The sequence below is a fragment of the Ornithinicoccus sp. genome (genome assembly GCF_057176825.1).
The window spans coordinates 2,473,137-2,495,096 of the sequence record NZ_CM169976.1; the positions used below are offsets into that span (position 1 = coordinate 2,473,137).

At 71.2% G+C, this 21,960-nt stretch carries 22 protein-coding genes, 1 tRNA gene and 2 pseudogenes; 13 read left to right on the forward strand and 12 right to left on the reverse strand.

The window, feature by feature from the left end; genetic code table 11:
- Positions 1 to 15: 15 nt before the first annotated feature.
- The 3 genes from cphA to glgC are packed head-to-tail and all read right to left on the reverse strand — an operon-like array spanning position 16 to position 5,146.
- Positions 16 to 2,886, reverse strand: coding sequence for a cyanophycin synthetase (cphA, locus tag AC1QRC_RS12255; protein WP_484203579.1), 2,871 nt, complete (start codon positions 2,884 to 2,886; stop codon positions 16 to 18).
- A 42-nt stretch (positions 2,887 to 2,928) separates the two neighbouring features.
- Positions 2,929 to 3,846, reverse strand: a complete 918-nt coding sequence (locus AC1QRC_RS12260) for a cyanophycinase (RefSeq protein ID WP_484203580.1) — start codon at positions 3,844 to 3,846, stop codon at positions 2,929 to 2,931.
- Between the two features lie 43 nt (positions 3,847 to 3,889).
- Positions 3,890 to 5,146: a glucose-1-phosphate adenylyltransferase gene (glgC, locus tag AC1QRC_RS12265; RefSeq protein WP_484203581.1), complete on the reverse strand. Its 1,257-nt coding sequence runs from the start codon at positions 5,144 to 5,146 to the stop codon at positions 3,890 to 3,892.
- A 65-nt stretch (positions 5,147 to 5,211) separates the two neighbouring features.
- Here glgC and glgA point away from each other — a divergent pair, with 65 nt between their 5' ends.
- Positions 5,212 to 6,426 carry a glycogen synthase gene (glgA, locus tag AC1QRC_RS12270; protein WP_484203582.1) on the forward strand — a complete coding sequence of 405 codons (1,215 nt, stop codon included), beginning with the start codon at positions 5,212 to 5,214 and terminating at the stop codon, positions 6,424 to 6,426.
- Positions 6,427 to 6,552: 126 nt separating this feature from the next.
- On the opposite strand, the gene AC1QRC_RS12275 is transcribed toward glgA, so the two are convergent.
- Positions 6,553 to 7,302 (reverse strand): hypothetical protein, encoded by a 750-nt coding sequence (locus AC1QRC_RS12275; protein ID WP_484203583.1) that lies wholly within the window; start codon positions 7,300 to 7,302, stop codon positions 6,553 to 6,555.
- Positions 7,303 to 7,378: 76 nt separating this feature from the next.
- Between AC1QRC_RS12275 and AC1QRC_RS12280 the strand changes: the two genes are divergently transcribed.
- The 4 genes from AC1QRC_RS12280 to AC1QRC_RS12295 are packed head-to-tail and all read left to right on the forward strand — an operon-like array spanning position 7,379 to position 10,603.
- On the forward strand, positions 7,379 to 8,170 hold the full coding sequence (locus tag AC1QRC_RS12280; RefSeq protein ID WP_484203584.1) for an ABC transporter ATP-binding protein: 792 nt from the start codon (positions 7,379 to 7,381) through the stop codon (positions 8,168 to 8,170).
- Positions 8,167 to 8,928 carry a sulfite exporter TauE/SafE family protein gene (locus tag AC1QRC_RS12285; protein ID WP_484203585.1) on the forward strand — a complete coding sequence of 254 codons (762 nt, stop codon included), beginning with the start codon at positions 8,167 to 8,169 and terminating at the stop codon, positions 8,926 to 8,928. The genes AC1QRC_RS12280 and AC1QRC_RS12285 overlap by 4 nt, the downstream gene beginning before the upstream one ends.
- A complete protein-coding gene (locus AC1QRC_RS12290; protein WP_484203586.1) occupies positions 8,925 to 9,776 on the forward strand; it encodes a TrmH family RNA methyltransferase in 852 nt (283 codons plus the stop codon). Before AC1QRC_RS12285 ends, AC1QRC_RS12290 begins: the two co-directional genes overlap by 4 nt.
- Before the next feature lie 32 nt (positions 9,777 to 9,808).
- Positions 9,809 to 10,603: a class I SAM-dependent methyltransferase gene (locus AC1QRC_RS12295; protein ID WP_484203587.1), complete on the forward strand. Its 795-nt coding sequence runs from the start codon at positions 9,809 to 9,811 to the stop codon at positions 10,601 to 10,603.
- A gap of 32 nt (positions 10,604 to 10,635) precedes the next feature.
- On the opposite strand, the pseudogene AC1QRC_RS12300 reads toward AC1QRC_RS12295, so the two are convergent.
- A pseudogene (locus tag AC1QRC_RS12300) lies at positions 10,636 to 11,231 on the reverse strand (LysE/ArgO family amino acid transporter).
- Positions 11,232 to 11,302: 71 nt separating this feature from the next.
- Here AC1QRC_RS12300 and AC1QRC_RS12305 point away from each other — a divergent pair.
- Together AC1QRC_RS12305 and AC1QRC_RS12310 are read left to right on the forward strand one after the other, a co-directional pair.
- Positions 11,303 to 11,422 (forward strand): annotated as a pseudogene (locus AC1QRC_RS12305) (LysR family transcriptional regulator); the annotation flags it as partial.
- A gap of 358 nt (positions 11,423 to 11,780) precedes the next feature.
- Positions 11,781 to 12,188: a LysR substrate-binding domain-containing protein gene (locus AC1QRC_RS12310; protein ID WP_484203588.1), complete on the forward strand. Its 408-nt coding sequence runs from the start codon at positions 11,781 to 11,783 to the stop codon at positions 12,186 to 12,188.
- On the opposite strand, the gene AC1QRC_RS12315 is transcribed toward AC1QRC_RS12310, so the two are convergent.
- The 3 genes from AC1QRC_RS12315 to AC1QRC_RS12325 are packed head-to-tail and all read right to left on the reverse strand — an operon-like array spanning position 12,166 to position 13,849.
- Positions 12,166 to 12,702 carry a YbaK/EbsC family protein gene (locus AC1QRC_RS12315; protein WP_484203589.1) on the reverse strand — a complete coding sequence of 179 codons (537 nt, stop codon included), beginning with the start codon at positions 12,700 to 12,702 and terminating at the stop codon, positions 12,166 to 12,168. The genes AC1QRC_RS12310 and AC1QRC_RS12315 overlap by 23 nt on opposite strands.
- Positions 12,699 to 13,079, reverse strand: coding sequence for a DUF3037 domain-containing protein (locus AC1QRC_RS12320; protein WP_484203590.1), 381 nt, complete (start codon positions 13,077 to 13,079; stop codon positions 12,699 to 12,701). The genes AC1QRC_RS12315 and AC1QRC_RS12320 overlap by 4 nt, the downstream gene beginning before the upstream one ends.
- Positions 13,076 to 13,849: a HipA family kinase gene (locus tag AC1QRC_RS12325; RefSeq protein ID WP_484203591.1), complete on the reverse strand. Its 774-nt coding sequence runs from the start codon at positions 13,847 to 13,849 to the stop codon at positions 13,076 to 13,078. The genes AC1QRC_RS12320 and AC1QRC_RS12325 overlap by 4 nt, the downstream gene beginning before the upstream one ends.
- Positions 13,850 to 13,923: 74 nt before the next feature.
- On the opposite strand from AC1QRC_RS12325, the gene AC1QRC_RS12330 reads away from it, so the two are divergent.
- From AC1QRC_RS12330 to AC1QRC_RS12345, 4 genes are all read left to right on the forward strand, one after another.
- Positions 13,924 to 15,339, forward strand: a complete 1,416-nt coding sequence (locus AC1QRC_RS12330; protein WP_484203592.1) for a DNA polymerase IV — start codon at positions 13,924 to 13,926, stop codon at positions 15,337 to 15,339.
- Positions 15,340 to 15,395: 56 nt separating this feature from the next.
- Positions 15,396 to 15,479 (forward strand) — tRNA-Leu (locus AC1QRC_RS12335).
- 446 nt (positions 15,480 to 15,925) lie between these two features.
- On the forward strand, positions 15,926 to 16,126 hold the full coding sequence (locus AC1QRC_RS12340) for a type II toxin-antitoxin system HicA family toxin (RefSeq protein ID WP_484203593.1): 201 nt from the start codon (positions 15,926 to 15,928) through the stop codon (positions 16,124 to 16,126).
- Positions 16,127 to 16,135: 9 nt separating this feature from the next.
- Positions 16,136 to 16,369 carry a type II toxin-antitoxin system HicB family antitoxin gene (locus tag AC1QRC_RS12345; protein WP_484203594.1) on the forward strand — a complete coding sequence of 78 codons (234 nt, stop codon included), beginning with the start codon at positions 16,136 to 16,138 and terminating at the stop codon, positions 16,367 to 16,369.
- A gap of 160 nt (positions 16,370 to 16,529) precedes the next feature.
- Here the strand turns inward: AC1QRC_RS12345 and AC1QRC_RS12350 are convergent, their stop codons facing one another.
- Genes AC1QRC_RS12350 through AC1QRC_RS12365 form a run of 4 tightly spaced genes read right to left on the reverse strand, consistent with a single transcriptional unit; the run spans position 16,530 to position 19,409 of the window.
- Positions 16,530 to 18,119, reverse strand: a complete 1,590-nt coding sequence (locus AC1QRC_RS12350; protein ID WP_484203595.1) for an MDR family MFS transporter — start codon at positions 18,117 to 18,119, stop codon at positions 16,530 to 16,532.
- Positions 18,116 to 18,748, reverse strand: coding sequence for a TetR/AcrR family transcriptional regulator (locus AC1QRC_RS12355; protein WP_484203596.1), 633 nt, complete (start codon positions 18,746 to 18,748; stop codon positions 18,116 to 18,118). Before AC1QRC_RS12355 ends, AC1QRC_RS12350 begins: the two co-directional genes overlap by 4 nt.
- A gap of 44 nt (positions 18,749 to 18,792) precedes the next feature.
- The gene (locus tag AC1QRC_RS12360) at positions 18,793 to 19,185 is read right to left on the reverse strand and encodes a hypothetical protein (protein WP_484203597.1); all 393 of its coding nucleotides are present in this window, start codon (positions 19,183 to 19,185) and stop codon (positions 18,793 to 18,795) included.
- Positions 19,182 to 19,409, reverse strand: a complete 228-nt coding sequence (locus AC1QRC_RS12365) for a plastocyanin/azurin family copper-binding protein (RefSeq protein ID WP_484203598.1) — start codon at positions 19,407 to 19,409, stop codon at positions 19,182 to 19,184. Before AC1QRC_RS12365 ends, AC1QRC_RS12360 begins: the two co-directional genes overlap by 4 nt.
- A 215-nt stretch (positions 19,410 to 19,624) precedes the next feature.
- On the opposite strand from AC1QRC_RS12365, the gene AC1QRC_RS12370 reads away from it, so the two are divergent.
- Entirely contained in the window at positions 19,625 to 20,584 is a 960-nt protein-coding gene (locus tag AC1QRC_RS12370; protein WP_484203599.1) for a threo-3-hydroxy-L-aspartate ammonia-lyase, read from the forward strand.
- Between the two features lie 33 nt (positions 20,585 to 20,617).
- The gene (locus AC1QRC_RS12375; RefSeq protein ID WP_484203600.1) at positions 20,618 to 21,958 is read left to right on the forward strand and encodes a M20/M25/M40 family metallo-hydrolase; all 1,341 of its coding nucleotides are present in this window, start codon (positions 20,618 to 20,620) and stop codon (positions 21,956 to 21,958) included.
- Positions 21,959 to 21,960 lie beyond the last annotated feature (2 nt).

Below are 21,960 nucleotides of genomic sequence, written 5' to 3' on the forward strand. Positions count from 1 at the left end.
CTCAGCCAGCAGCCCTCAGCCCTCAGTCTCTCCGCCCTCGGGCAGGTCCACCTCGGTGTAGTCGGTCTTCGCCTCCTCGGCCGACGCCTCCGCCGCCTCGTGCAGCTCCACCGGGTCCAGGTCGGGGTCGCCGGGTCGGTCCTCGTCGGCGCGGGCGCCGGCATACGCGGAGTGGCCGAGCTCCTCGAGCTCGTTGAGCACCCGGGCGTGCTTGTCGACACACATCACCACCAGGTCACCCGCGTTGGCCAGCACCATGGCGTGTCGCACGGCCGCGACCTCGTCGGGGACGATCTCCACCACCCGGCACCGTGCGCCCTCGTCCATCCGCTGCCGGATGCCCTGGGCGACCAGTTCGGCGGCAGCACCGGGAGCCCGGCCCCGGGTGTTGTCGTCCTCCCGCACGACGATGACGTCGAAGAAGTCCGCGGCGACGGCGCCGAGTTCGACGATGTCCTCGTCCCGCCGGTCACCGGCTGCGCCGACCAGCCCGATCCGGCTGACCCGGGTGGCGTCGGCCTGGGCGGCACGCTGCTCGGCGTAGTTGTCCACGAAGGTGCCCAGCGCCCGCATGCCCGCGGGGTTGTGGCAGTAGTCGACGAAGACGGTCGTGCCGCGGACGTCGAGCATGTTGAGGCGTCCGGGGGACAGGTAGTACGTCGTGGTGAAGGTGCGCAGTCCCTGGCGGATGTCGTGCAGCGGCGCATTGGCCGCGTACGCGGCCCCGGTCGCCGCCATGGCGTTGGCGACGTTGAACCGGGCGGCCCCTCCGAAGGTGGCGGGCAGCAGGTGGGTCCAGGCCAACTGCATACTGCGCCGTCCGTGCCGGATGACGATCATCTCGCCGCGGTCCGTCGGCTCCAGCACGACGGCCCGGCCGCCGCGCCGCAGGCGGGCCTCGATGAACTCCCGCTCCGGCGAGCCGGGGGGCTGCAGCGAGAACCAGACGATGCTGCCCGCGCAGTGCTTGCGCATCTCCCGGACGTGCGGGTCGTCGGCGTTGAGCACCGCGAAGCCGTCCCGCGGGACGGCCTCCACGACGACGCGCTTGACGGCCGCCAGCTCCTCCACGGTGTCGATGCCGCGCAGGCCCAGGTGGTCGGCCGCCACGTTGGTCACGACCGCGATGTCGTTGCGGTCATAACCCAGTCCCTCACGCAGGATGCCGCCGCGGGCGACCTCCATGACCGCGAAGTCCACCCGCGGGTTCTGCAGCACCATCCGGGCGGACTTGGGGCCCGAGGCGTCCGAGCGCTTGACCAGGCGCTCGTCGATGACGATGCCGTCGGTCGAGGTCATGCCGACCTGGCGGCCGAGTCCCTTCATGATGTGGGCGACCATCCGGGAGGTGGTGGTCTTGCCGTTGGTGCCGGTGACGGCCACGATCGGCACCCGGGACGGCGTGCCGGGCGGGAACAGCAGGTCGACGACGGGCTTGGCGATGAACTGCGGCTCGCCCACCGTGGGGTGGGTGTGCATCCGGAAGCCGGGGGCGGCGTTCACCTCGCAGATCGCGCCGCCGGTCTCCCGGACCGGGGCGGAGATGTCGGGGCAGATGAAGTCGATGCCGGCGACGTCGAGCCCGATCATCCGGGCCGCCTCCTCGGCGATCTCGACGTTCTCGGGGTGGGCGTCGAAGGTCCGGTCGACCGAGATGCCGCCAGTGGACATGTTGCCGGTGAGCGCCAGCTTGACCATCTCGCCCTCCGGGGGCACCGAGTCCATCTCCAGGCCCTGCATCCGGACCAGCTCGATCGCCTGCTCGTTCACCGCGATGCGGGTGAGCACCTTCTCGTGGCCCACGCCCCGGCGTGGGTCGGCGTTGGTGATCTCGACCAGCTCGCTCACCGTGTGGGTGCCGTCCCCGATCACATGGGCCGGCACCCGCTCGGCGATGGCCTGCATCCGGCCGCCCACGATGAGGCAGCGGTAGTCGTTGCCGGTGATGTAGGACTCCACGATCATCACGCCGCGCCGGGACTGTGCGGCCGCCACCGGGAAGTGGGCCCGCACGTCTGCCTCGTCGGCGAGGTTGATCCCGACCCCGCGGCCGTGGTTGCCGTCCAGGGGCTTGACCACCACGGGATAGCCGATCCGGGCAGCGGCCGCCACCGCCCCGTCCTCGGTGCGCACGGTCTCGGCGAGAGGCACCGGCAGACCGGCGGAGCTGAGCAGGGTGTTGGTGAGCGACTTGTCGCTGGCGATGTCGACCGCCAGGGCGCCGGTCCCGGACGTCATGGTCGCGCGGATCCGCTGGGCGTGCACCCCCTGCCCGAGCTGGACCAGGGACGCGGTGTTCAACCGGATGAACGGGATGTCCCGGCTCACGGCCTCCTCAAGGATGGCGGCCGTCGAGGGCCCGAAGGCGGTGCGCTGGGCCAGCCGCAGGAAGTCATCCAGCTCCTCGGAGAAGTCGAAGGACTCGTCCCGCTCGACGAGGTCGTTGACCATCCGCACGGCCAGGGCGCCCGCCGCAAGCCCGACCCGCTCGTCGACGAAGCCGAAAATCACGTTGTAGCGCCCCGGCTGGCCCTTGACCTGGCGGGTCTTGCCGCGACGCAGCTCGTGACCGGCCTCGTTCTGCAGCTCCAGGGCGATGTGCTCGGCGATGTGGCCCATCCAGGTGCCCTCGTGCAGCCGCTCCACGAACCCGCCGTGCCGGCCCCGCGAGCAGACGTGGCGGGACAGCCCGGGCAGCCACTCCAGGAGCCGCTCGGTGAACTCCGGGATCGTGTTGGAGGGGTACTGCTCCAGCACACCCAGGTCCACGACCAGGTGGATCGCCTGCTCGTAGCTCCACACGTTGGGGCCGCGGTAGACGCGCTTCTCCACGATGCGCAGCTCCCGTGCGGCGGGACGGTCAGGGGTCGCCTGGGTCTGGCTCACGGACGTTCTCCTGTATCTCTGCTGGTGGTGCGTGTCTGCTGCTCAGCGACGCAGCGCTGCGGCGACGTTGGCGGTGTCGTGCACGTCGGTGGGGGAGGTCATGACGGCGACCTCGGCATGCCGTTCGACGAAGTCGGTCAACGAGGCGGAGGCGAGGTCGAAGGTCGCCCCGTAGGGCAGGGAGTGGACCACGGCCCCGGAGACCAGGAGCGGGGCGTCACGGCGGGCCTCGTGGGCGTCGCTGACCGCCTGCCGGGCGTCCACGACATACACCGCTCCGGAGCCGACCACGGTGAGTTCGTTCTCGTCCACGATCTCGGCGGCGGTGTCCTCGTCGATCCCCATCCCCAACAGGCTGGGGGAGGCGGCCACCAGGGAGAGCAGCCGGGCGTAGCGGGTGCGCTGGTCGAAGTGCTGGTCGAGGATGACGCCGGGCAGCAGCCCGAGGCCCGCAGTCAGCTGGCTGCTGCGCTGCCGCGGCACGATGCCCTCCTCGCCCATGGAGATCATGAACTGACTCAGGACCGAGGCCCCGGCGGAGGTGCCGCCCACGACGGCGCCCCGCTCGTAGGCCCGCCGCAGGGCGTCGTGCAAGGGCGTGCCGACGATGAGCTGACCTAGTTTGAGTTGGTTGCCGCCGGTGATGAACACGCCGGTGGCCGCGTCGATCCGCTCGATGAGCTCGGTGTCGGAGGACTCGGCCCGGGTCTGGGGGTTGACCTCGGTCACCTCCGGGGCATGCAGTCGACCGAACACGTTGCTATAGACCTCGACAGCCTCCGCCGACATCGAGGAGGCGGTGGGGATCACCACGATGCGGGAGTCACGGCCGCCGGCGAGGCGGACGAAACGTCGCAGCACCACCAGTCGCCGGCGCTTGTCCTCGGCGCCGCCGATGATGAAGAGGGTGCGCTGCCCCTCGGGGACAGGCTGGAACGGATGCGGGACCGCGTCAGACATGGGAGCACTCTATTGGGTCCCCGGGCCAGTCCCGTGCACCTGATCAGCCCGGGATGACCGTGCCCTTCCCGATGACGACCAGCCCGGAGTCGGTGACGGTGAATCCCCTGGCACGGTCCTCGTCGTGGTTGACCCCGATGCTGACGCCTGGGGGGATCACGACGTTCTTGTCGATGATCGCCCGGTGGATCTGGCAGCTGCGGCCCACGTCGACACCGTCCATCAGCACCGACTGCGACACCGCGCTGAAGCTGTGCACCCGCACCCGGGGCGAGAGCACCGACCCGCTGATGGAGGCGCCGCTGACCACGACGCCCGGCGACACGGCGGAGTTGACCGCGTTGCCGATCCGGTCCTGGGAACCGTGCACGAACTTGGCCGGCGGGTGGTAGCCGTAGTTGGTGTAGATCGGCCACTCGTCGTTGTAGAGGTTGAAGACGGGGTGCACCGACACCAGGTCCATGTGTGCGTCGTAGTAGGAGTCAATGGTGCCGACGTCGCGCCAGTAGCCCCGGTCGCGGTCGGTCGTGCCCGCGACCTCGTTGTCCTTGAAGTCGTAGACGTGGGCGCCCCCGGAGCGGACGAAGGCCGGCACGATGTCCCCGCCCATGTCGTGCTTGGAGGACGGGTCGTCCGCGTCCGCGGTCACGGCCTCCTCGAGGGTCTTGGCGTCGAAGACGTAGTTGCCCATGGACGCCAGCACCTCCTGAGGGTTGTCGGCCAGGCCCTTGGGGTCCTTGGGCTTCTCCAGGAACTCCTCGATCTTGGTGCCGTGGTCCTCGTCGACCTGGATGACGCCGAACTGGTCGGCCAGCGAGATGGGCTGCCGGATGGCGGCGACGGTGACCCCGGCGCCGGTCTCGATGTGCTGGGCCACCATCTGGGAGAAGTCCATCCGGTAGACGTGGTCGGCGCCCACCACGACGACGATGTCGGGTTTCTCGTCGTGGATCAGGTTCATGCTCTGGTAGATCGCGTCTGCGCTGCCCTCAAACCAGCTCTTGCCGCGCCGTTGCTGCGCCGGGACCGGTGCGACGTAGTTGCCCAGCAGGGTGGACATCCGCCAGGTCTTGGTCACGTGCGTGTCCAGGCTCTGTGACTTGTACTGGGTGAGCACTACGATCTTGAGGTAGCCACTGTTCACCACGTTGGACAGGGCGAAGTCGATCAGGCGGTAGATGCCGCCGAACGGCACGGCCGGCTTGGCCCGGTCGGCGGTCAATGGCATGAGTCTCTTGCCCTCACCCCCGGCGAGCACGATCGCCAGGACCTTGGGGCGCGCTGTTCCTCGGGTCACCATGGCCCAAACCTAGGGTAGTTCGCGTCTCTCCTCTAGGGGTTGCGCGTGCCACTAGCGTGGTGTCCGTGAGAATCGACATCCTGACCCGCGAGTACCCGCCGCACATCTACGGAGGCGCCGGGGTCCACGTCGCCGAGCTGACCCGGGCCCTGCGTGGCTTGCCCGACATGCAGGTGCAGGTCCGCGCGTTCGACGACCCCGTCGACGAGCCCGGGACCACCGGCTACGGCGTGCCCGACACGGTGCGGGAGGCCAACGCCGCCCTGCGCACCCTCGGGGTCGACCTGGCGATGGCGGACGATGTCGCCACGTCGGGTGCCGAGCTGGTGCACTCGCACACCTGGTACGCCAACATGGCGGGCCACCTGGGTGGCCTGCTGGGCGGCATCCCGCACGTGCTCACCGCCCACTCGCTGGAGCCGATGCGCCCGTGGAAGGCCGAGCAGCTGGGCGGGGGCTACGCCGTCAGCTCGTATGCCGAGCGCACGGCATACGAGGGTGCCGCCGGCGTGATCGCGGTGTCGGCGGGCATGCGGGCCGACATTCTGGCCAGCTATCCCCAAGTGGACCCCGAGCGGGTGCACGTGGTGCACAACGGGATCGACTCCGAGTTGTGGCAGCGTGACACCAGCGAGGCGGCGCGCGCGGTGCTGGCCGACCACGGGGTTGACCCGGACCGGCCCAGCGCCGTCTTCGTCGGCAGGATCACGCGGCAGAAGGGCCTGCCCTACCTGCTGCGCGCCCTGCGGGAGGCGCCGCCCGAGCTGCAGATCGTGCTGCTGGCCGGGGCGCCGGACACCCCGGAGATCAAGGCCGAGGTGGAGGGCCTGACCGACGAGCTGCGCCGTGAGCGCGGCGCCGATTCCCCCGTGGTGTGGATCGCCGAGATGCTGCCGCGCCAGCAGGTGATCGCCTTCCTGTCCCACGCCACCGTGTTCCTGTGCCCGTCCGTCTACGAGCCCCTGGGGATCGTGAACCTGGAGGCGATGGCCTGTGGCGCGGCCGTCGTCGCCACTGCGACGGGCGGCATCCCGGAGGTGGTCGTCGACGGGGAGACCGGCTGGTTGGTGCCGATCGAGCAGATGACCGACGGCACCGGGACGCCGCTGGACGAGGACCGATTCGTCGCCGACCTCGCGGCGACGATCCGCGAGGCGGTGTCGGACACCGAGCGTGCCGGGCGGATGGGCGAGGCCGGGCGTCAGCGGGCCATCGACCAGTTCTCCTGGACCACGGTCGCCGAGCGCACGGTCGAGGTCTACCGCCACGTCCTTCGCTGAACCCCCCCATTTTCGTAGTGGGTTTGCTGCGCCCACGACAATCTTCGTAGCGGGTTTGCCGCGCACGGCCCGCGCAGATCCACTACGAAAATGCGGGATGGGGCGACAAACTCGCTATGAAAATGGTCAGCGCCAGCCGGCCAGGTGCATCGAGGCGACGTTGGTCGCGGCCACGAGCGCGCGGGCGGCGCGGTCGTGCAGTTCCTGGAGGATGCGCTCGCGCTGCAGCGTGCCGGTTGAGTCCACGCTCTGGAGGCGGCCGTCCAGCCCGATCTCGGCCAGGGAGGTCAGCGAGCCCGCGAGTTCGATCACCCGGACCGCGCGGGAGGGCAGGCCGTCGGGGACGCCCCAGTCCTCGTCGACGGTGCGGCGGGCGAGTCGCTCCAGGTGCTCGCCGCCGATCGGGGTCGCCGCCGTCGCCGCCAGCCGGGCCGTCAGCTCCCCGGTCTCCCGCCGCAGCGCCAACTCCACGTCCGGCAGGGCCACCGCCTGGACGACGTGTGCTGGCACCGGGTCGGCGTCGAAGAACGTCCAGCGCGCCTGCCACCCCCGGTCACCCTCCGGGCCGAACTCCTCGATGCTCGGGACCAGGGCCCCGCCGATGCCGGGCACGAAGACGAGCTCCTCGGCCTCGAGCGCTGCGCCGACCAGCTCCTGGGACCCGCTCGGCAGGCCGGTCAGATCGCCCGGACGAGGGAGCGCCACGAGCAGCACCTGCTCGCCCAGATCGCGCCAGACCTCGAGGCGCTCGGTCAGGCCGGAGCAGTGGTCCAGGTCAGGCATGGCCCGCTCGGCGACCTCGGCCACCGGCACGCGACCGGCGAACGCCGCGCTGGCCCACAACGCGACGCGCACACTCGCTGGGAGGACTGCCACGGCCGCATCGTATGCCGAGTGCCCGGTCGGACCCGGTAGGCGCCGGACACGGGTGGGGCAACTAGTCTTGCGGCCCATGAGCGATGTCCTGGAATTCGCCGGCGTCGGGGTGACCCGCGGGGGTAACGAACTGCTGCAGGACGTCGACTGGTCGGTGGAGGAGGGGGAACGGTGGGTCGTCATCGGGCCCAACGGCGCCGGCAAGACGACGCTGCTGCAGGTGGCCTCCGCGCGGATGCACCCCACCACCGGGGTGGCCGGAATCCTCGGTGAGGTCCTGGGGACGGTCGACGTCTTCGAGCTGCGGCCCCGGATCGGCCTGTCCAGCGCGGCGCTGGCCGACCGGATCCCCGGTGAGGAGAAGGTGGCCGACGTGGTGCTGACGGCCTCCTACGCCGTGACCGGGCGCTGGCGCGAGGACTACGCCGACCTCGACCTGCAGCGGGCGGGGGACCTGCTGGAGGCGATGGGGGTCGCGCACCTGGCGTCGCGGCACTACGGCACGCTCAGCGAGGGGGAGCGCAAGCGGGTGCAGATCGCCCGGGCCCTGATGACCGACCCGGAACTCATGCTGCTGGACGAGCCCGCCGCCGGCCTGGACCTGCGGGGCAGGGAGGACCTGGTGGGGCGGCTGCAGGTGCTGGCCGAGGATGTCACCGCCCCGGCGATGGTCCTGGTCACCCACCACGTCGAGGAGATCCCGCCGGGATTCACCGACATCCTGATGCTGCGCGAGGGCCGGGTCGTGGCGGCCGGTCCGATCGAGGTGACCCTGACCGCGGAGAACCTTTCGGAGACCTTCGGCCTGCCCCTGGTGGTGGACCGGCACGGCCCGCGCTGGGCGGCGCGGGCCGGTTCCCCCTCGTGACCTGGGTCGAGGCGCTCACCATCGCCCTGGCCGGGATGGCGGCGGGCACGATCAACACCATCGTCGGGTCCGGGACCCTGATCACCTTCCCCACCCTGGTGTTCTTCGGCCACCCCCCGGTGTCCGCCAACATCTCCAACAGCCTGGGTCTGGTCGCCGGCGGGATGTCCGGGGCGTGGGGCTACCGCACCGAGCTCGGGAGATCCCGGCAGATGCTGACCCGGCTGGCCCCCGCCTCGTTCGCCGGGGCGATCATCGGCGCCCTGCTGCTCCTGGTGCTGCCGGAGTCGGCGTTCGAGACGATCGTTCCGGTCCTGATCGCCCTGGCGCTGTTGCTCGTGGTCGCCGGCCCCCGGCTGAACCGCTGGGCGGCCGGGCAGCACGCCCACACGATGACCCGGGGTCGCTGGATCGCGCTGCTGGTCGGGATCCTCGTCGCCGGGATGTACGGCGGGTACTTCGGCGCAGCCCAGGGGGTGTTGCTGATCGGGCTGATGAGCGTGCTGCTGCCGCTCGGGATCCAGGAGTTGAACGGCATCAAGAACGTGCTGGGCCTGATCGTCAACCTGGTGGCGGCCCTGACCTTCCTGGTGGTGCAGCCCGCGCAGATCGACTGGCGCATCGTCGGTCTCGTCGCCATCGGCTCGCTGGCCGGTGGGTTCATCGGCGCCCGGGTCGGCCGGGCCATGCCTCCCTGGTTGTTGCGCAGCGTCATCGTGGTGATCGGCACCGTCGCGATCGTGGTGCTCCTCACATGACGCGCCGCCCGACCGCGAGCCCGCGGCCCGAGGTCCTGCCCCCGGGTGTCACCTGGATCGAGGACCCCGCCGACCCGCGCGTCGCGGACTACTTCTCGCTCACCGATGTGGCGCTGCGCCGGGTGATCGAGCCGGAGCGGGGGCTCTACCTGGCCGAGTCCGAGAAGGTCATCCGCAGGGCGCTGGTCGCGGGGCACCGGCCCCGGTCGCTGCTCATGGCGCCCCGCTGGCTCACCGACCTCGGCGACCTCGTCGCGCGGGCGGCGGGTGACGGCATACCGGTGTATGCCGCGACCGCGCCGGTGATCGAGTCGATGACCGGGTTCCACCTGCACCGGGGGGCCCTGGCCGCGATGCAGCGTCCCGTCCTGCCGGAGCCGCGCGAGTTGCTCGCCGGCGCCCGACGCGTGGCCGTGCTCGAGGACATCGTGGACCACACCAACGTCGGGGCGGTGTTCCGGTCCGCGGCGGCGCTCGGGGTGGACGCGGTCCTGGTGACGCCGCGGTGCGCCGACCCGCTCTACCGGCGCTCGGTGCGCGTGTCGATGGGCACCGTCTTCCAGGTGCCCTGGACCAGGATCGACCCGTGGCCGTCCGGGATCGACGTGCTGCGTGCGGCCGGGTTCACCGTCGCGGCGTTCGCGCTGGGGCAGGACTCGGTGTCGTTGGACGACCTGGCCGCAGACCCACCGGAGCGGCTCGCGCTGGTCCTGGGGACGGAGGGGGACGGTCTGGGTGCCCGCACCATCGCCGGGGCGGACCTGACCGTGCGGATCCCGATGGCCGGCGAGGTGGACTCGCTGAATGTCGCCGCGGCGTCGGCCGTGGCCTTCTGGGCGCTGCGCTGACCGCCTGTGCCGGGCGCTGCGATGATGCTGGGGTGACTGACGGACGGCGACCGGGCGAGAGCCAGGGTCCGGACGCGCGGGAGCGGCTGGCCGGCAGCTTCACCGTCGGGGCCGACCGCTATGCCCGGCTCCGCCCGGGCTACCCCGAGGAGGCGGCCAGCTTCATGGTGGGGGAGCCGCCACGGGACGTCGTGGACGTCGGGGCCGGCTCGGGGAAGTTCACCGCCGTCCTGGCCGGGCTGGGACACCGGGTCACCGCCGTCGAGCCCTCGGAGGCCATGCGCGCCCAGTTGCGGGCGGCGCTGCCCGGGGTGCCGGTGCAGGACGGCACCGGCGAGGCGACCGGGCTGCCGGACGCCTGCGCCGACGTGATCACCTTCGCCCAGTCCTGGCACTGGGTGGACGTCGCCGCGGCCTCGGCCGAGGTGGCCCGGGTGCTGCGGCCGGGGGGCGCACTGGGGCTGGTCTGGAACGTCTTCGACGTCAGCGTGCCCTGGCTGGACCGCTTCGAGGAGGCGATGCACACCACCCCGATGGCGTGGCCGCGGGGCAGGGATGCCGAGGACCAGGCCAGCCTGGTGGGACCGGTCGGCGGGTTCGGCCCCGCCCGACGGCATACGGTCTCCTGGACCGACCGGATGCTGCTGGGTGACCTGGTCGACCTGGTGACGACCCGCTCCTACTACCTCGCCTCACCGGCGCACGAGCAGCGGGCCGTGGCCGCGCACGTGCGGCGCACCCTCGTGGAGGACCACCCGGGAGTGGGCGTCGAGGAGGCCGTTGACGTGGCATACCGGACGGTCTGCGTGCGCTACGACCTCGGGTAGCCCCCGGGTCGTCGGGTCCCCCAGCTCCCGGGTCAGCCGGCGAGCAACCGGACGGCCAGTACCACCATGACCACGGCCACGAGCCCGTCGACGACGCGCCACGTCGTGGGCGAGGAGAGGGGCCGCGGCGAGGCCCCTGCGCGCCCAGCCCCAGGGCGGGGAACCAGACCAGGCTCGCGGCCATGGCTCCCGCGGCGAACCACCAGCGGGCGTCGCCCTGGGCCGAGGCCAGGGTGCCCACCATGAGGACCGTGTCGAGGTAGACGTGCGGGTTGAGGAAGGTGAGGGCCAGCGCCGTGGCCAGCACCGAGTTCCGTGAGGTCGGGCGGTCGGGGGTCAGTGCGGTGGGCCGCATCGCGGACCGGGCCGAGCGGGCCGCGAACCACAGCAGGTAGGCCGCTCCCGCCCAGGTGACCACGGTGAGCACCCGCGGGTGGGAGGCCACCAGTGCCCCGACCCCGGCGGTCCCCAGGGCGATGAGCAGGAAGTCGGCCACCGCGCACACCGCGATGACGACGCCGACGTGCTCGCGGCGCAGCCCCTGGCGGAGGACGAAGGCGTTCTGGGCGCCGATGGCGACGATGAGGGACAGACCGGTGACGAAGCCGGTCGCGACCACGGGAATCACACCATCGACGCTAGGCCGGACGCGGGCTGAAGGGAAGCGAATGATTCTTGAGGTATGCGTAGCATTGCTTCATGCACCACGAACAGCTCCGGGCCCTCCTCGCCGTCGTCGAGGAGGGCACCTTCGAGGCCGCCGCCCGCCGGTTGCACGTGACGCCGTCGGCCGTGAGCCAGCGCATCCGGGCCCTGGAGTCCGCGACCGGGCGGGTGCTGGTCCAGCGGGGCACGCCCTGCCGGGCCACCGGCGACGGGACGGTCCTGCTGCGTGCCGCCCGCCAGGTGCAGCTGGTCGAGCAGGAGGTCGCCTCCGCCCTCGGGGGCCCGGACCAGGGGCGGGCCGTCCTGCCGGTCGCGGTCAACGCCGACTCCCTGGCCACCTGGTTCCGACCCGTGCTCGCCACGGTGGCCGGCTGGGACGACGCCGTCCTACGGCTGCGCGTGGAGGACCAGCAGCTCACGGACGCGCTCCTGGCCCAGGGTGAGGTGATGGCGGCCGATCACCTCGGACCCGCGGCCGGTCTCGGGGTGCGGCGTGCGCCGCCTCGGCGCGATGCGGTACCTCCCCGTGGCGGTGCCCGGGCTGGTCGAGCGGTACACCCGGGACGGCGCGGTGGACCTGGCGACCATGCCGGTCGTGGACTTCAACGCCAAGGACGCGCTGCAACAGGACCTGTTGACTGCGCGCGGCGGGCTGCAGCCGCCGGTGCACGAGGTGCCCTCGTCCGAGGCGTTCGTCGCGGCCGTGCTGGCGGGACTGGGGTGGGGCATGGTGCCCGAGCACCAGCTCGGCGGGGCGCTCGAGGACGGACGCCTGGTGCGCGTCGCCGACGGCCACCGGGACGTGCCGCTCTACTGGCAGCGCTGGCGCCTGGCCTCCGAGCACCTGGACCGGCTCAGCGAGACTGTGGCCGGAGCCGCGGCCGGGTTGCGGCCCGTCAGCGGCCCAGGCCGTCGATGACCTCGACGGTCGGCAGCGTCGCCACGAACGCGCCGGGCAGGCGCAGCTTGGACCGCCTCAGGCCCGACCCGATCACCACGTGCGGGGCCTGGACGACCCGGGCGTCCACGAGCACCGGCCAGTCCGCGGGCAGCCCGACGGGGGTGATCCCGCCGTACTCCATGCCCGACTCCTCGACCGCCCGCTCCATCGGCATGAAGCTGGCCTTGCGCACGTCCAGCGACTTGCGGACCGTGGTGTTGACATCCGCCCGGGTGTGCGCCAGCACCAGCGCCGCCGCCACCTTCTCGTTCTCCCCGCGGCGGCCGAGCACGACGATGCAGTTGGCCGACTCCTCCAGGGTGATGTCGGTGGCGTCCACGAGGGCCTGGGTGTCGGCGAGGTCCGGGTCGATCTCGGTGACCTCGATGTCGTCACGGACGGGCGAGGTCAGCAGTGCGGCGCGCACCGGCTCGGCGAGCAGGTCGGGGCGCTGCGTGATCGGGTGCCAGGTGAGGGCGAGCGGTGCAGTCATGTCACCAGGATGCGCACCAGGTGCTCGAGCGTCGCAGCCGGGTCCGTGGTGACCCCGCCGTGCACCGGCCCGGGTTGGATGATCGTGCTGCGCGGCGCGCTCAGCCAGCCGAACCGCGGGCCCAGCCGGTCCAGCCGCGGCGTGGAGGGGGAGTGCTCACCGGCAGCGACCCCGCACACGGCCCGGAGCGCGTCGCGGACCGCGGCGACGTCCAGGTCCGGCGCCAGCGCCCGCGCGCGGTCCTCGTCCAGGTGGAACCGCCCGGCCAGGTAGTCGGCCTGCTGGCTGTAGAGCACGACCCCGACGTTGACGAACTCCTCGCGCTCCACGCGGGGGACCAGCCGGAGCACGACGTACTGGTAGGGGTAGGCGGTCACGCGGCACCCCCGGGGAGCCAGGCCTGCGGGTTGCCGGCGCGGGCGAGCAGATGATCGATGTATGCCGTGCGCACGGCGGGTGCGTCCGGCAGTTGCTCGGTGGTCTCCAGCCATTCGTCCGGGACGAGCGCGAGGACTTCCGCGAGGAGGGCCGGGTCGATGCGGGTGGACATCTCCTCATGAACACCGGCGAGGTCGACACCATCAGCGACGGCACGCAGGACGTGATCCTGCGCCCCGAAGGGCTGATTGGCGAAGCGGTCGGCGTCGGGGGCCTTGCTCGGCCAGGAGTGGTGGAAGTACAGGGCGGCCCCGTGGTCGATGAGCCAGGTCTGTCGGTGCCAGGTGAGCAGGTTGGGGTTCGACCAAGTGCGGTCCACGTTCGCCGTATAGGCGTCGAGCCACAGGATGCGCGCGGCCAACTCCGGGTCCGGCGGCCGCGACCCGTCGTAGCCGAGCGACCCGGGGAGCAGGTCGATGCCCAGGTTGCTGCCCGGAGAGGCGTTGAGCAAATCCTGGACCTCCTCGTCGGCCTCGTAGCGGGCGATCGCCTCCGGCAGGCTCAGCGTCACCATCCGCGGCACGGGCAGACCCAGCCGGCGTGCCAGCTCGCCGACGATCACCTCGGCGACCAGCACCTTCAGGCCCTGTCCTGCGCCGCGGAACTTCACGACATACGTCCCGAGGTCCTCGCCCTCCACGACGCCCGGCATCGAGCCGCCCTCGCGCAGCGGGACGACGTAGCGGACGGCGGTCACATGATCGAGCACCCGCAGCACACTAGTCGGGTCTGCCACCGGGGTTCCCGGACGGGGCGGTCGGTGTGCTGTGGAACAGTGGCCGCATGCCCCGTGTCCGCCCCCAGGCCAGCATCCTGCACCTGGACCTGGACGCCTTCTTCGCGGCGGTGGAGCAGCGGGACAAGCCCTCGCTGCGCGGCAAGCCGGTTGTGGTCGGGGGCATCGGGGGCCGGGGCGTGGTGTCGACCGCCTCCTACGAGGCGCGGGCCTTCGGTGCCCGGTCGGCGATGCCCACGGCGGAGGCCCGGCGCCGGTGTCCGCCGGGCACGGCCTTCCTGGGGGGACGGTTCGAGGCCTACCGGCAGAGCTCGCGGGTCGTGATGGACCTGTTGCGGGAGGTCTCGCCGGTGCTGGAGCAGGTGTCGGTGGACGAGGCGTTCCTGGACCTGTCCGCCGCCGAGGGCGTGGACTTCTCGCAGGACGGGTTGACCGCCCTGGGTCGCGACCTGATGGCGCAGATCACCCGGGAGACCGGTGGGTTGACCGCCTCGGTCGGCATCGCCACCTCCAAGATGATGGCCAAGCTGGGCAGCGAGCTGCGCAAGCCGGCCGGTCTGACCGTGATCGCGCCGGGCACCGAGGAGGACGTGCTACACCCGCTGAGCGTGCGGTCGGTGCCGGGTGTGGGTCCGGCGACCGCAGCCCGGCTGCACGCGTTCGGGGTGGAGACGGTGGGTGATCTGGCGCGGGTCTCCCGGGCCGACCTCGTCGCGATCTTCGGCGAGGCACACGGCGGGGGGCTGCACGAGCTAGCCCGGGCCAGGGACGAGCGGGAGGTCACCGTGGACCGGGAGACCAAGAGCGTGTCGGTGGAGGAGACCTTCGAGCACGACATCGCCGACCGCGCCGGCCTGGACACCGAGCTGGAGGCCCTGGTGCGCCGGCTCACCGCGCGACTCGGGGCCGCCGCCTACTTCGGGCGCACCATCACCGTGAAGGCCCGGCAGCACGACTTCACCACGATGACGCGGTCGGGCACGCTGCCGCACGCCACCGGTGAGGCCGGGGTCATCCTGCGGGAGGCCCGCCGGCTGCTCGGCACGGTCGACATCAGCTCGGGCCTGCGGCTGCTGGGTGTTGGGGTCTCCGGGCTGACCACGCACGCCCAGGACGAACTGCTGGGCGCCGACCTGTTGGGTGCGCCTACGGGACCGGTCGTCGCCTACCCCGACAGCGGCGGACCCATGGTCACTCCGGAGGTGGACGATCAGGCCGGGGGACTGCAGCGGGTGGCGGTGTTTGACCAGCGCGGGTCGACCTGGGCGACGGGCCAGGACGTGGCCCACGAGGAGTTCGGCCCGGGATGGGTCTGGGGGGCGGGACGGGGCCGGGTCAGCGTGCGGTTCGAGGGTCCGCTGACCCCGCCGGGACGGGTGCGGACCTTCTCCGCCGACGACCCGGCACTGGGGCGCGGCGAGCCTCCCGACTGGCGCCCCTCGACTGCGAAGGACGGCTCGTAGCGTGCTAATCTTTCCCGTCGTTGCCCATCGAGCACAGCCCGGTGGCGCACACCCTCGTCCGGGTGGCGGAATGGCAGACGCGCTAGCTTGAGGTGCTAGTGCCCTTAACGGGCGTGGGGGTTCAAGTCCCCCTCCGGACACCGAGCAGTACCGCAGGTCAGACGGTATGGCGGCACCGAGTGATACCGGTCAGGTAGCACCAGATAGGCCGTCGAATCAGCTTCATCAGCACGAGAACGACGGCCGCTGGGACGTCCTATCGCATCCAGCGGCGGCACGGAGAGCGACAACATGTTCGCAGCTTCGGCTCTACCGAAGCGGGAGATTCCTGGCTGCAACGCCTGCAGTACCGGGGTCACGAAGAGGCCCTGACACTGCTCGATCAACCGCCATCGTGTCGGGGTACTCCCTGACATTCCTGCAGCGGACGCGGACCGGGGCGCGTACGCCTCGGTGGTGGAACTGGACTTGCGCCTCGCGCTCACTTCCTGACAACACGAGAGTGCCCCCGCCCTCGCGAAGGAGGACGGGGCGAGTGTCGGTGACGTCAAGTACCGTCCGGGACGTGATCCGTAAACTCCCCAAGGTGCTGAACCAGAAGTCGGCCATCCGGCTCTTGGAACAGCACGGTTGGGTTCAGACGTTGGGTGGTAAGCACAACGTGAAGATGACGAAGTCAGGTGAGCGACCCATCACGCTGCCCATGCACAAGGGACGCGACTACTCGCCCAGCCTGACAAGTGCCATACTCAAGCAGGCGGGCCTCTCCGGCCCCAGGACCAAGTGAGGTGTGACTGTGCAGCAACGCATGGAGTTCACCGTCCGCGTCCACTTCCAGGATGACGGCAGCCTGTGGGCTGAGGTGGACGAGCTGCCGGGGTGCTTCGCCTCCGGGGATACCGAAGATGAGCTGGTGGAGGCACTCACGGAGGCCGTGACGATGGTCTTGGTCTCCGATGACGAGCGCGGCCCGGTGCACGTGGAGTCCCTTACCCTCGTCACCGAAGAGCGACGACTCGTCGTCTGCTGAACAACGAACTATGGCCCCCACCTTCCGCGTGAGAGTGGGGGCCATAGTTGTGCGCCCGGTCTGAACGCGAGCCGGAGTCAGGTCCGTGGGTAGACGATCCAGCGTCGAACGCTCGCTCTCTCGCGTGGTGACGAACAGTCGTGACCTGAGACCCGGGGGGCTACTTTGATCCGGGGACGACGAGTTGCCCCTCGGCCAGCGACTCCTGAGCCACGTTCTCCTCGATGGTGGTGGCCAGCGGCTTCTCGTGCACCAGCAGGAGCACCAGGGCAGCCACGACGGCCAGTGGCACCATGAAGAGGAAGATCGGGATCAGGGCGTCGTGGTAGGACTCCACGACCACGGCCCGGAGCTCGTCCGGCAGGTGGTTGACCAGGTCGGGGGTGAGCGAGTGCGAGCCGTCCGCCGGGCCGGTGCCCATCGGGATCCGTCCGGTGATCAGGTCGGTGAGGCGCGCGGTGAACAGGCTGCCGACCACGGCCGTGCCCAGCGTGGCCCCGACCTGACGGAAGTAGTTGGTCGCCGCGGTGGCGGTGCCCACCAGGGCCGCCGGGAAGGTGTTCTGCACGATCAGGGTGAGGATCTGCATACTCGATCCGAGACCCAGGCCCATGACGGCCATGTAGGCGCAGACCACCCAGGTGGGGGAGTCGTACTGCAGCGTGGAGAGCAGGAACAACCCGACCCCGAGGACGATCGACCCCAGGATCGGCAGCGCCTTGTAGCGCCCGGTGGCCGTGACCATCCGACCCGTCACTACCGAGGTGAGCAGCAACGACCCCATCATCGGCACCATCAGCAGGCCGACCACGGTGGCGCTCAGGCCGGTGGTCATCTGCAGGTAGGTGGGCAGGTAGCTGATCGCCCCGAACATGGCGACCCCGGTGAGCAGCGCCGCGACCGTGGTGACCGTGAAGTTGCGCTGGGCGAACAGGAAGAGCGGGATGATCGGCTCGCTCGCGCGGGACTCCGCCCAGACGAACAGCGCCGTGGCGACGACGGCCGTGGCGCCGAGGCCCAGGATGACGGGGGAGCCCCAGGCGTACTCGCCGCCGCCCCAGGTCGTCACCAGCACGAGGGACGTGGTGGCCAGGGCCATCAGGGTCATGCCCAGGTAGTCCATCGGGGGCCGGGTGGGGAGCTTGCGGGGCGCGGGAAGGAACGCGACCGTCGCGACGGCCGCGAGTATGCCGAGGGGCAGGCTGATCCAGAACACCCACCGCCAGCCGGGGCCCTCGGTGAACCAGCCGCCCAGGAGCGGGCCGGCGACGGACGCGAAGGCGAAGACCCCGCCCATGATGCCCATGTACCTGCCGCGCTGGCGGGCCGGGATGACGTCGGCGATCGCCGCCTGGGAAAGGATCATCAGGCCTCCGCCACCCACGCCCTGGATGACCCGGGCCACGATGAGGTCGGTCATGTCCCCGGCGAGGGCGGCGGCCACGGATCCGGCGACGAAGATGATGATGGCGGCAAGCAGCACTGGCTTGCGGCCGAGCAGGTCGGACACCTTGCCGTAGATCGGCATCATGATGGTCGAGGCCAGGATGAAGCCGGTGATTACCCAGAGCATCTGGTCGACGCCGTGCAGCTCGCCGACGATCGTGGGCAGCGCGGTGGACAGCACCGTCTGGTTCAGCGAGGCGAGCAGCATGGTCACCATCAGCCCGGCGAAGAGCAGGGTGATGCTGCGGTCCAGCGGCTGGTCCGGCGCGCTGGGGGAGGAGGGGGATGTGGTGCGGGGGGTCATAGCGTGGACGCGACTACCTCTCGGAAGGTCTGGATGCCCTGGCGGACCGTGTCGGGATCGTCGCTCGAGACGCCCCCAGGGTCGTTGACGTGGATGAACCGCACGATCGCGCCGGCGAGGTAGAAGAGGGCGTGGACCTTCTCGGGTCGGCCGACCAGCTCGTGCAGGTCTGCGGGGACGTCCCTGTCGCCCACGGTGGACTCGGTGATGGCGTGGTGCACCATCCGTTCGGCATCGCCGATGCGGGTCATGATGCGGGCGCGCAGCTCGGGATGGGCCTGGACCAGTTGCTTGCGCCGCGGCTTGGAGGATCCTGGCGTGATCGTCGAGCGCAGGACCGCACCGAGCAGGAGCACCACCCGGGTCAGCACGTCACCGGCCGACTCGTCGTACAGGATCGCCCGGGTCTCCTCCGAGAGCTGCGGCTCCCGGACGCCCAGGACCGCGTCCTCCTTGCCGGCGAAGTAGTTGAAGAACGTGCGCTGGGAGATCCCGGCCCGTTCGGCGATCTGCTCGACGGTCACCTGCTGCAGCCCGTGGGCGAGCGTCAGGTCGGCGGCGGCGTCGTGGATCTCCCGGCTGGTGGCCAGACGCTTGCGCTCTCGGAGAGTGGGGGCTGGGGGTTGCACAAGTGCAGTCTATGCAGAACTGCAGGATTGCACAAATGCAATAATCAGCGGCGGGACGTCAGCCACGCGCCGAGGCCCGCGGCGACCACGCCGATGCCCTCGGCCACGGCGCTCACCGTCTTCTGCGGGTGCCACTGGGGGTCGTACATGGAGGGGATCGGGCCGAGCGCGGGCACGTTGACGAGGCTGTAGAGGATCACGGCCCCGAAGGCAGACAGGGCCACTACACCGGCCACCAGGTAGGCGGCGGTCGAGGGCCGGAGCACCAGGTAGAGGATCGCCAGGAGGGCCGCGATCGCCTGCAACCGGAACAGCCACCCGCCGCCGATGCCGCCGGGGGCGGCCAACTGCATGGTGGAGGCCAGCTTCAGGTGGACGACGGCGTCGACCGCCAGTGCCGCGGCGACGACACAGCGCAGGGCCGGCTCAAGCCTCACTCCACCACCAGGGTGTCGACCATGTTGGGGTGCGGGATGCAGAAGAAGGAGTACTCCCCGGCCTCCGCCGGAGCAGTGAACGACCCCTCCTCGCCCGGGCCGAGGTTCAGGTCGAACAGCCCCTCCTCGTCGGAGGTCACGGTGTGCCCCACCGAGTCCTCGTTCACAACGGTGACCTCCGAGCCCGGCTCGACGGGCCCCTCGACCTCGTAGCCGAAGTCCACGATCGTGATGACGGCCGCGGCGCCGTCCCCACCGCCGCCGGCTCCCTCCTCCTGTGGCTCGTCGTCCGCCCCCGCATCCGGTGAGCAGGGCGGCCGCCAGGGCCAGGGACGCGGTCAACCGGAAGGGCCTCATGGGAGTTCTACGGAGCAGGTGCCGATCCGGATTGCCGGAGGCCCCGATTGTCACCCTCGCCCCGCCCGGCGAGGATGACCCCATGAGCCAACTGCCGACATACGAGGACGTGCGCGAGGCGGCCCAGCACCTGGCCGGCGTGGCACACCGCACCCCCGTGCTGCGGTCGCGCCGGCTCGATGAGGCGGTCGGTGCGCAGGTCTACCTCAAGGCCGAGAACCTGCAACGGATGGGCGCCTTCAAGTTCCGCGGGGCGTTCCACGCGCTGAGCCGGTTGGACTCCGCACGTCGCGCCGCGGGCGTCATCGCCTTCTCCTCCGGCAACCACGCCCAGGCGGTCGCGCTGGCTGCCCGCGAGCTGGGGATCGACGCCACCATCGTGATGCCGCACGACGCCCCGGCCAGCAAGGTCGCCGCCACGCAGGGATACGGCGCCACGGTGGTGCGCTACGACCGGTATGCCGAGGACCGGGAGGAGATCGCCCGCGCGCTCGCGCGGGAGTCCGGTGGCACGGTGCTGCCGCCCTACGACCACCCGGACATCATCGCTGGGCAGGGCACCGCGGCGGCCGAGCTGCTCGAGGAGGTGCCGGACCTGGATGTGCTGGCGGTGCCCCTGGGCGGGGGCGGCCTGCTCTCCGGGACCCTGCTGGCGGCCGCCGAGCTCGCGCCCGGGTGCGCCGTGTACGGCGTCGAGCCCGCAGCCGGGGACGACGGGGCGAGGTCACTGCGGGAGGGCCGCATCGTGCACATCGAGACGCCGCGCACCATCGCCGACGGCGCCCAGACCCAGCACCTGGGCGAGCTCACCTTCCCGATCATCCGGCGCCACGTCGCCGGGATCGTCACCGCCACCGACGACCAGCTCGTGGACACCATGCGGCTCCTGGCCAGCACCCTCAAGACGGTGGTCGAGCCGACCGGCGCGCTGGGGCTCGCGGCGGTGCGGGCGGGCGCGGTCCCGGTGCGCGGTCGGATCGGGGTGGTCCTCAGCGGAGGAAACGTGGATCTGGAGCGGTATGCCGAGCTGTTGGGGGCCTGAGCGGGCGCGCCACCGTGGGGCTAACCTGCTGGTATGAGCGACGCCGACCCCACCCACGTGCCCTCCCCGCAGGACGAGGTCGTCCGGATCTGCCAGGAGCTGATCCGCATCGACAGCAGCAACTACGGCGACGGCACCGGGCCGGGGGAGCGGGCCGCGGCCGAGTACGTGATGGGGCTGCTGACCGAGGTGGGGTTGGACCCCCAGCTCACCGAGTCCGACCCGGGCCGGGCCAGCGTCGTGGTCCGCACCGAGGGGCGTGACCCCGGCCGCCCCGGCCTGGTGCTGCACGGTCACCTCGACGTGGTGCCGGCGCAGGCCGAGGACTGGTCCGTCGACCCGTTCGCCGCCGAGATCCGGGACGGGCTGATCTGGGGGCGCGGCGCGGTCGACATGAAGGACATGGACGCGATGCTCCTGGCCAACCTGCGGCACCTGGCGCGGACCGGCCAGAAGCCGCCCCGCGACATCGTGTGGGCCTTCTTCGCCGACGAGGAGGCCGGTGGCGTCAAGGGGGCCGGGCACGTCGTCGCCGAGCACCCGGAGTGGTTTGAGGGGTGCACCGAGGCGATCAGCGAGGTCGGCGGCTTCTCGATCACCCTGGAGGAGGAGGCCACCGGCGCGCCTACCCGGGCCTACCTGCTGCAGACCGCGGAGAAGGGCATCGCCTGGTTGCGCCTGCACGCCCACGGGCGGGCCGGCCACGGCTCGGTCCCCAACCCCGAGAACGCTGTGGTGCGGCTCGCCGAGGCGATCGCCCGGATCAACGCCCATGTGTGGCCGCGTTCCTACGTCGCCTCCGTCAGGGAACTGTTCGACGGCGTCGCCGGCATCACCGGTCGGTCCTGGGCGGAGGACGACGTCGCCCCCGTGCTGGAGTGCCTCGGCGGGGCCCGCCGGTTCGTCGAGGGCACCCTGCAGGACACCTCGAACTTCACCATGCTGACCTCGGGCTACAAGCACAACGTCATCCCGCAGACGGCGACGGCCGCGCTGGACTGCCGCTTCCTCCCCGGCCACGAGGACGAGCTGATGGACACCGTCCGTGAGCTGGCCGGCGAGCACGTCGAGGTCGAGATCGTGCACAAGGACGTCGCGCTGGAGGCGCCCAGCGAGGGCGAGCTGGTGGACTCAATGAAGCGGGCACTGCTCAAGGAGGACCCCGGTGCCCGGGTGCTGCCCTACTGCCTCTCCGGCGGCACCGACAACAAGCACCTGTCCCGACTGGGCATCACCGGCTACGGCTTCGCGCCACTGCAGCTGCCGCCGGACCTGGACTTCGTGGGCATGTTCCACGGGGTGGACGAACGGGTCCCGGTCGAGGCCGTCGAGTTCGGGGCCCGGGTGCTGCAGCGCCTCATCGAGGACTGCTGAGC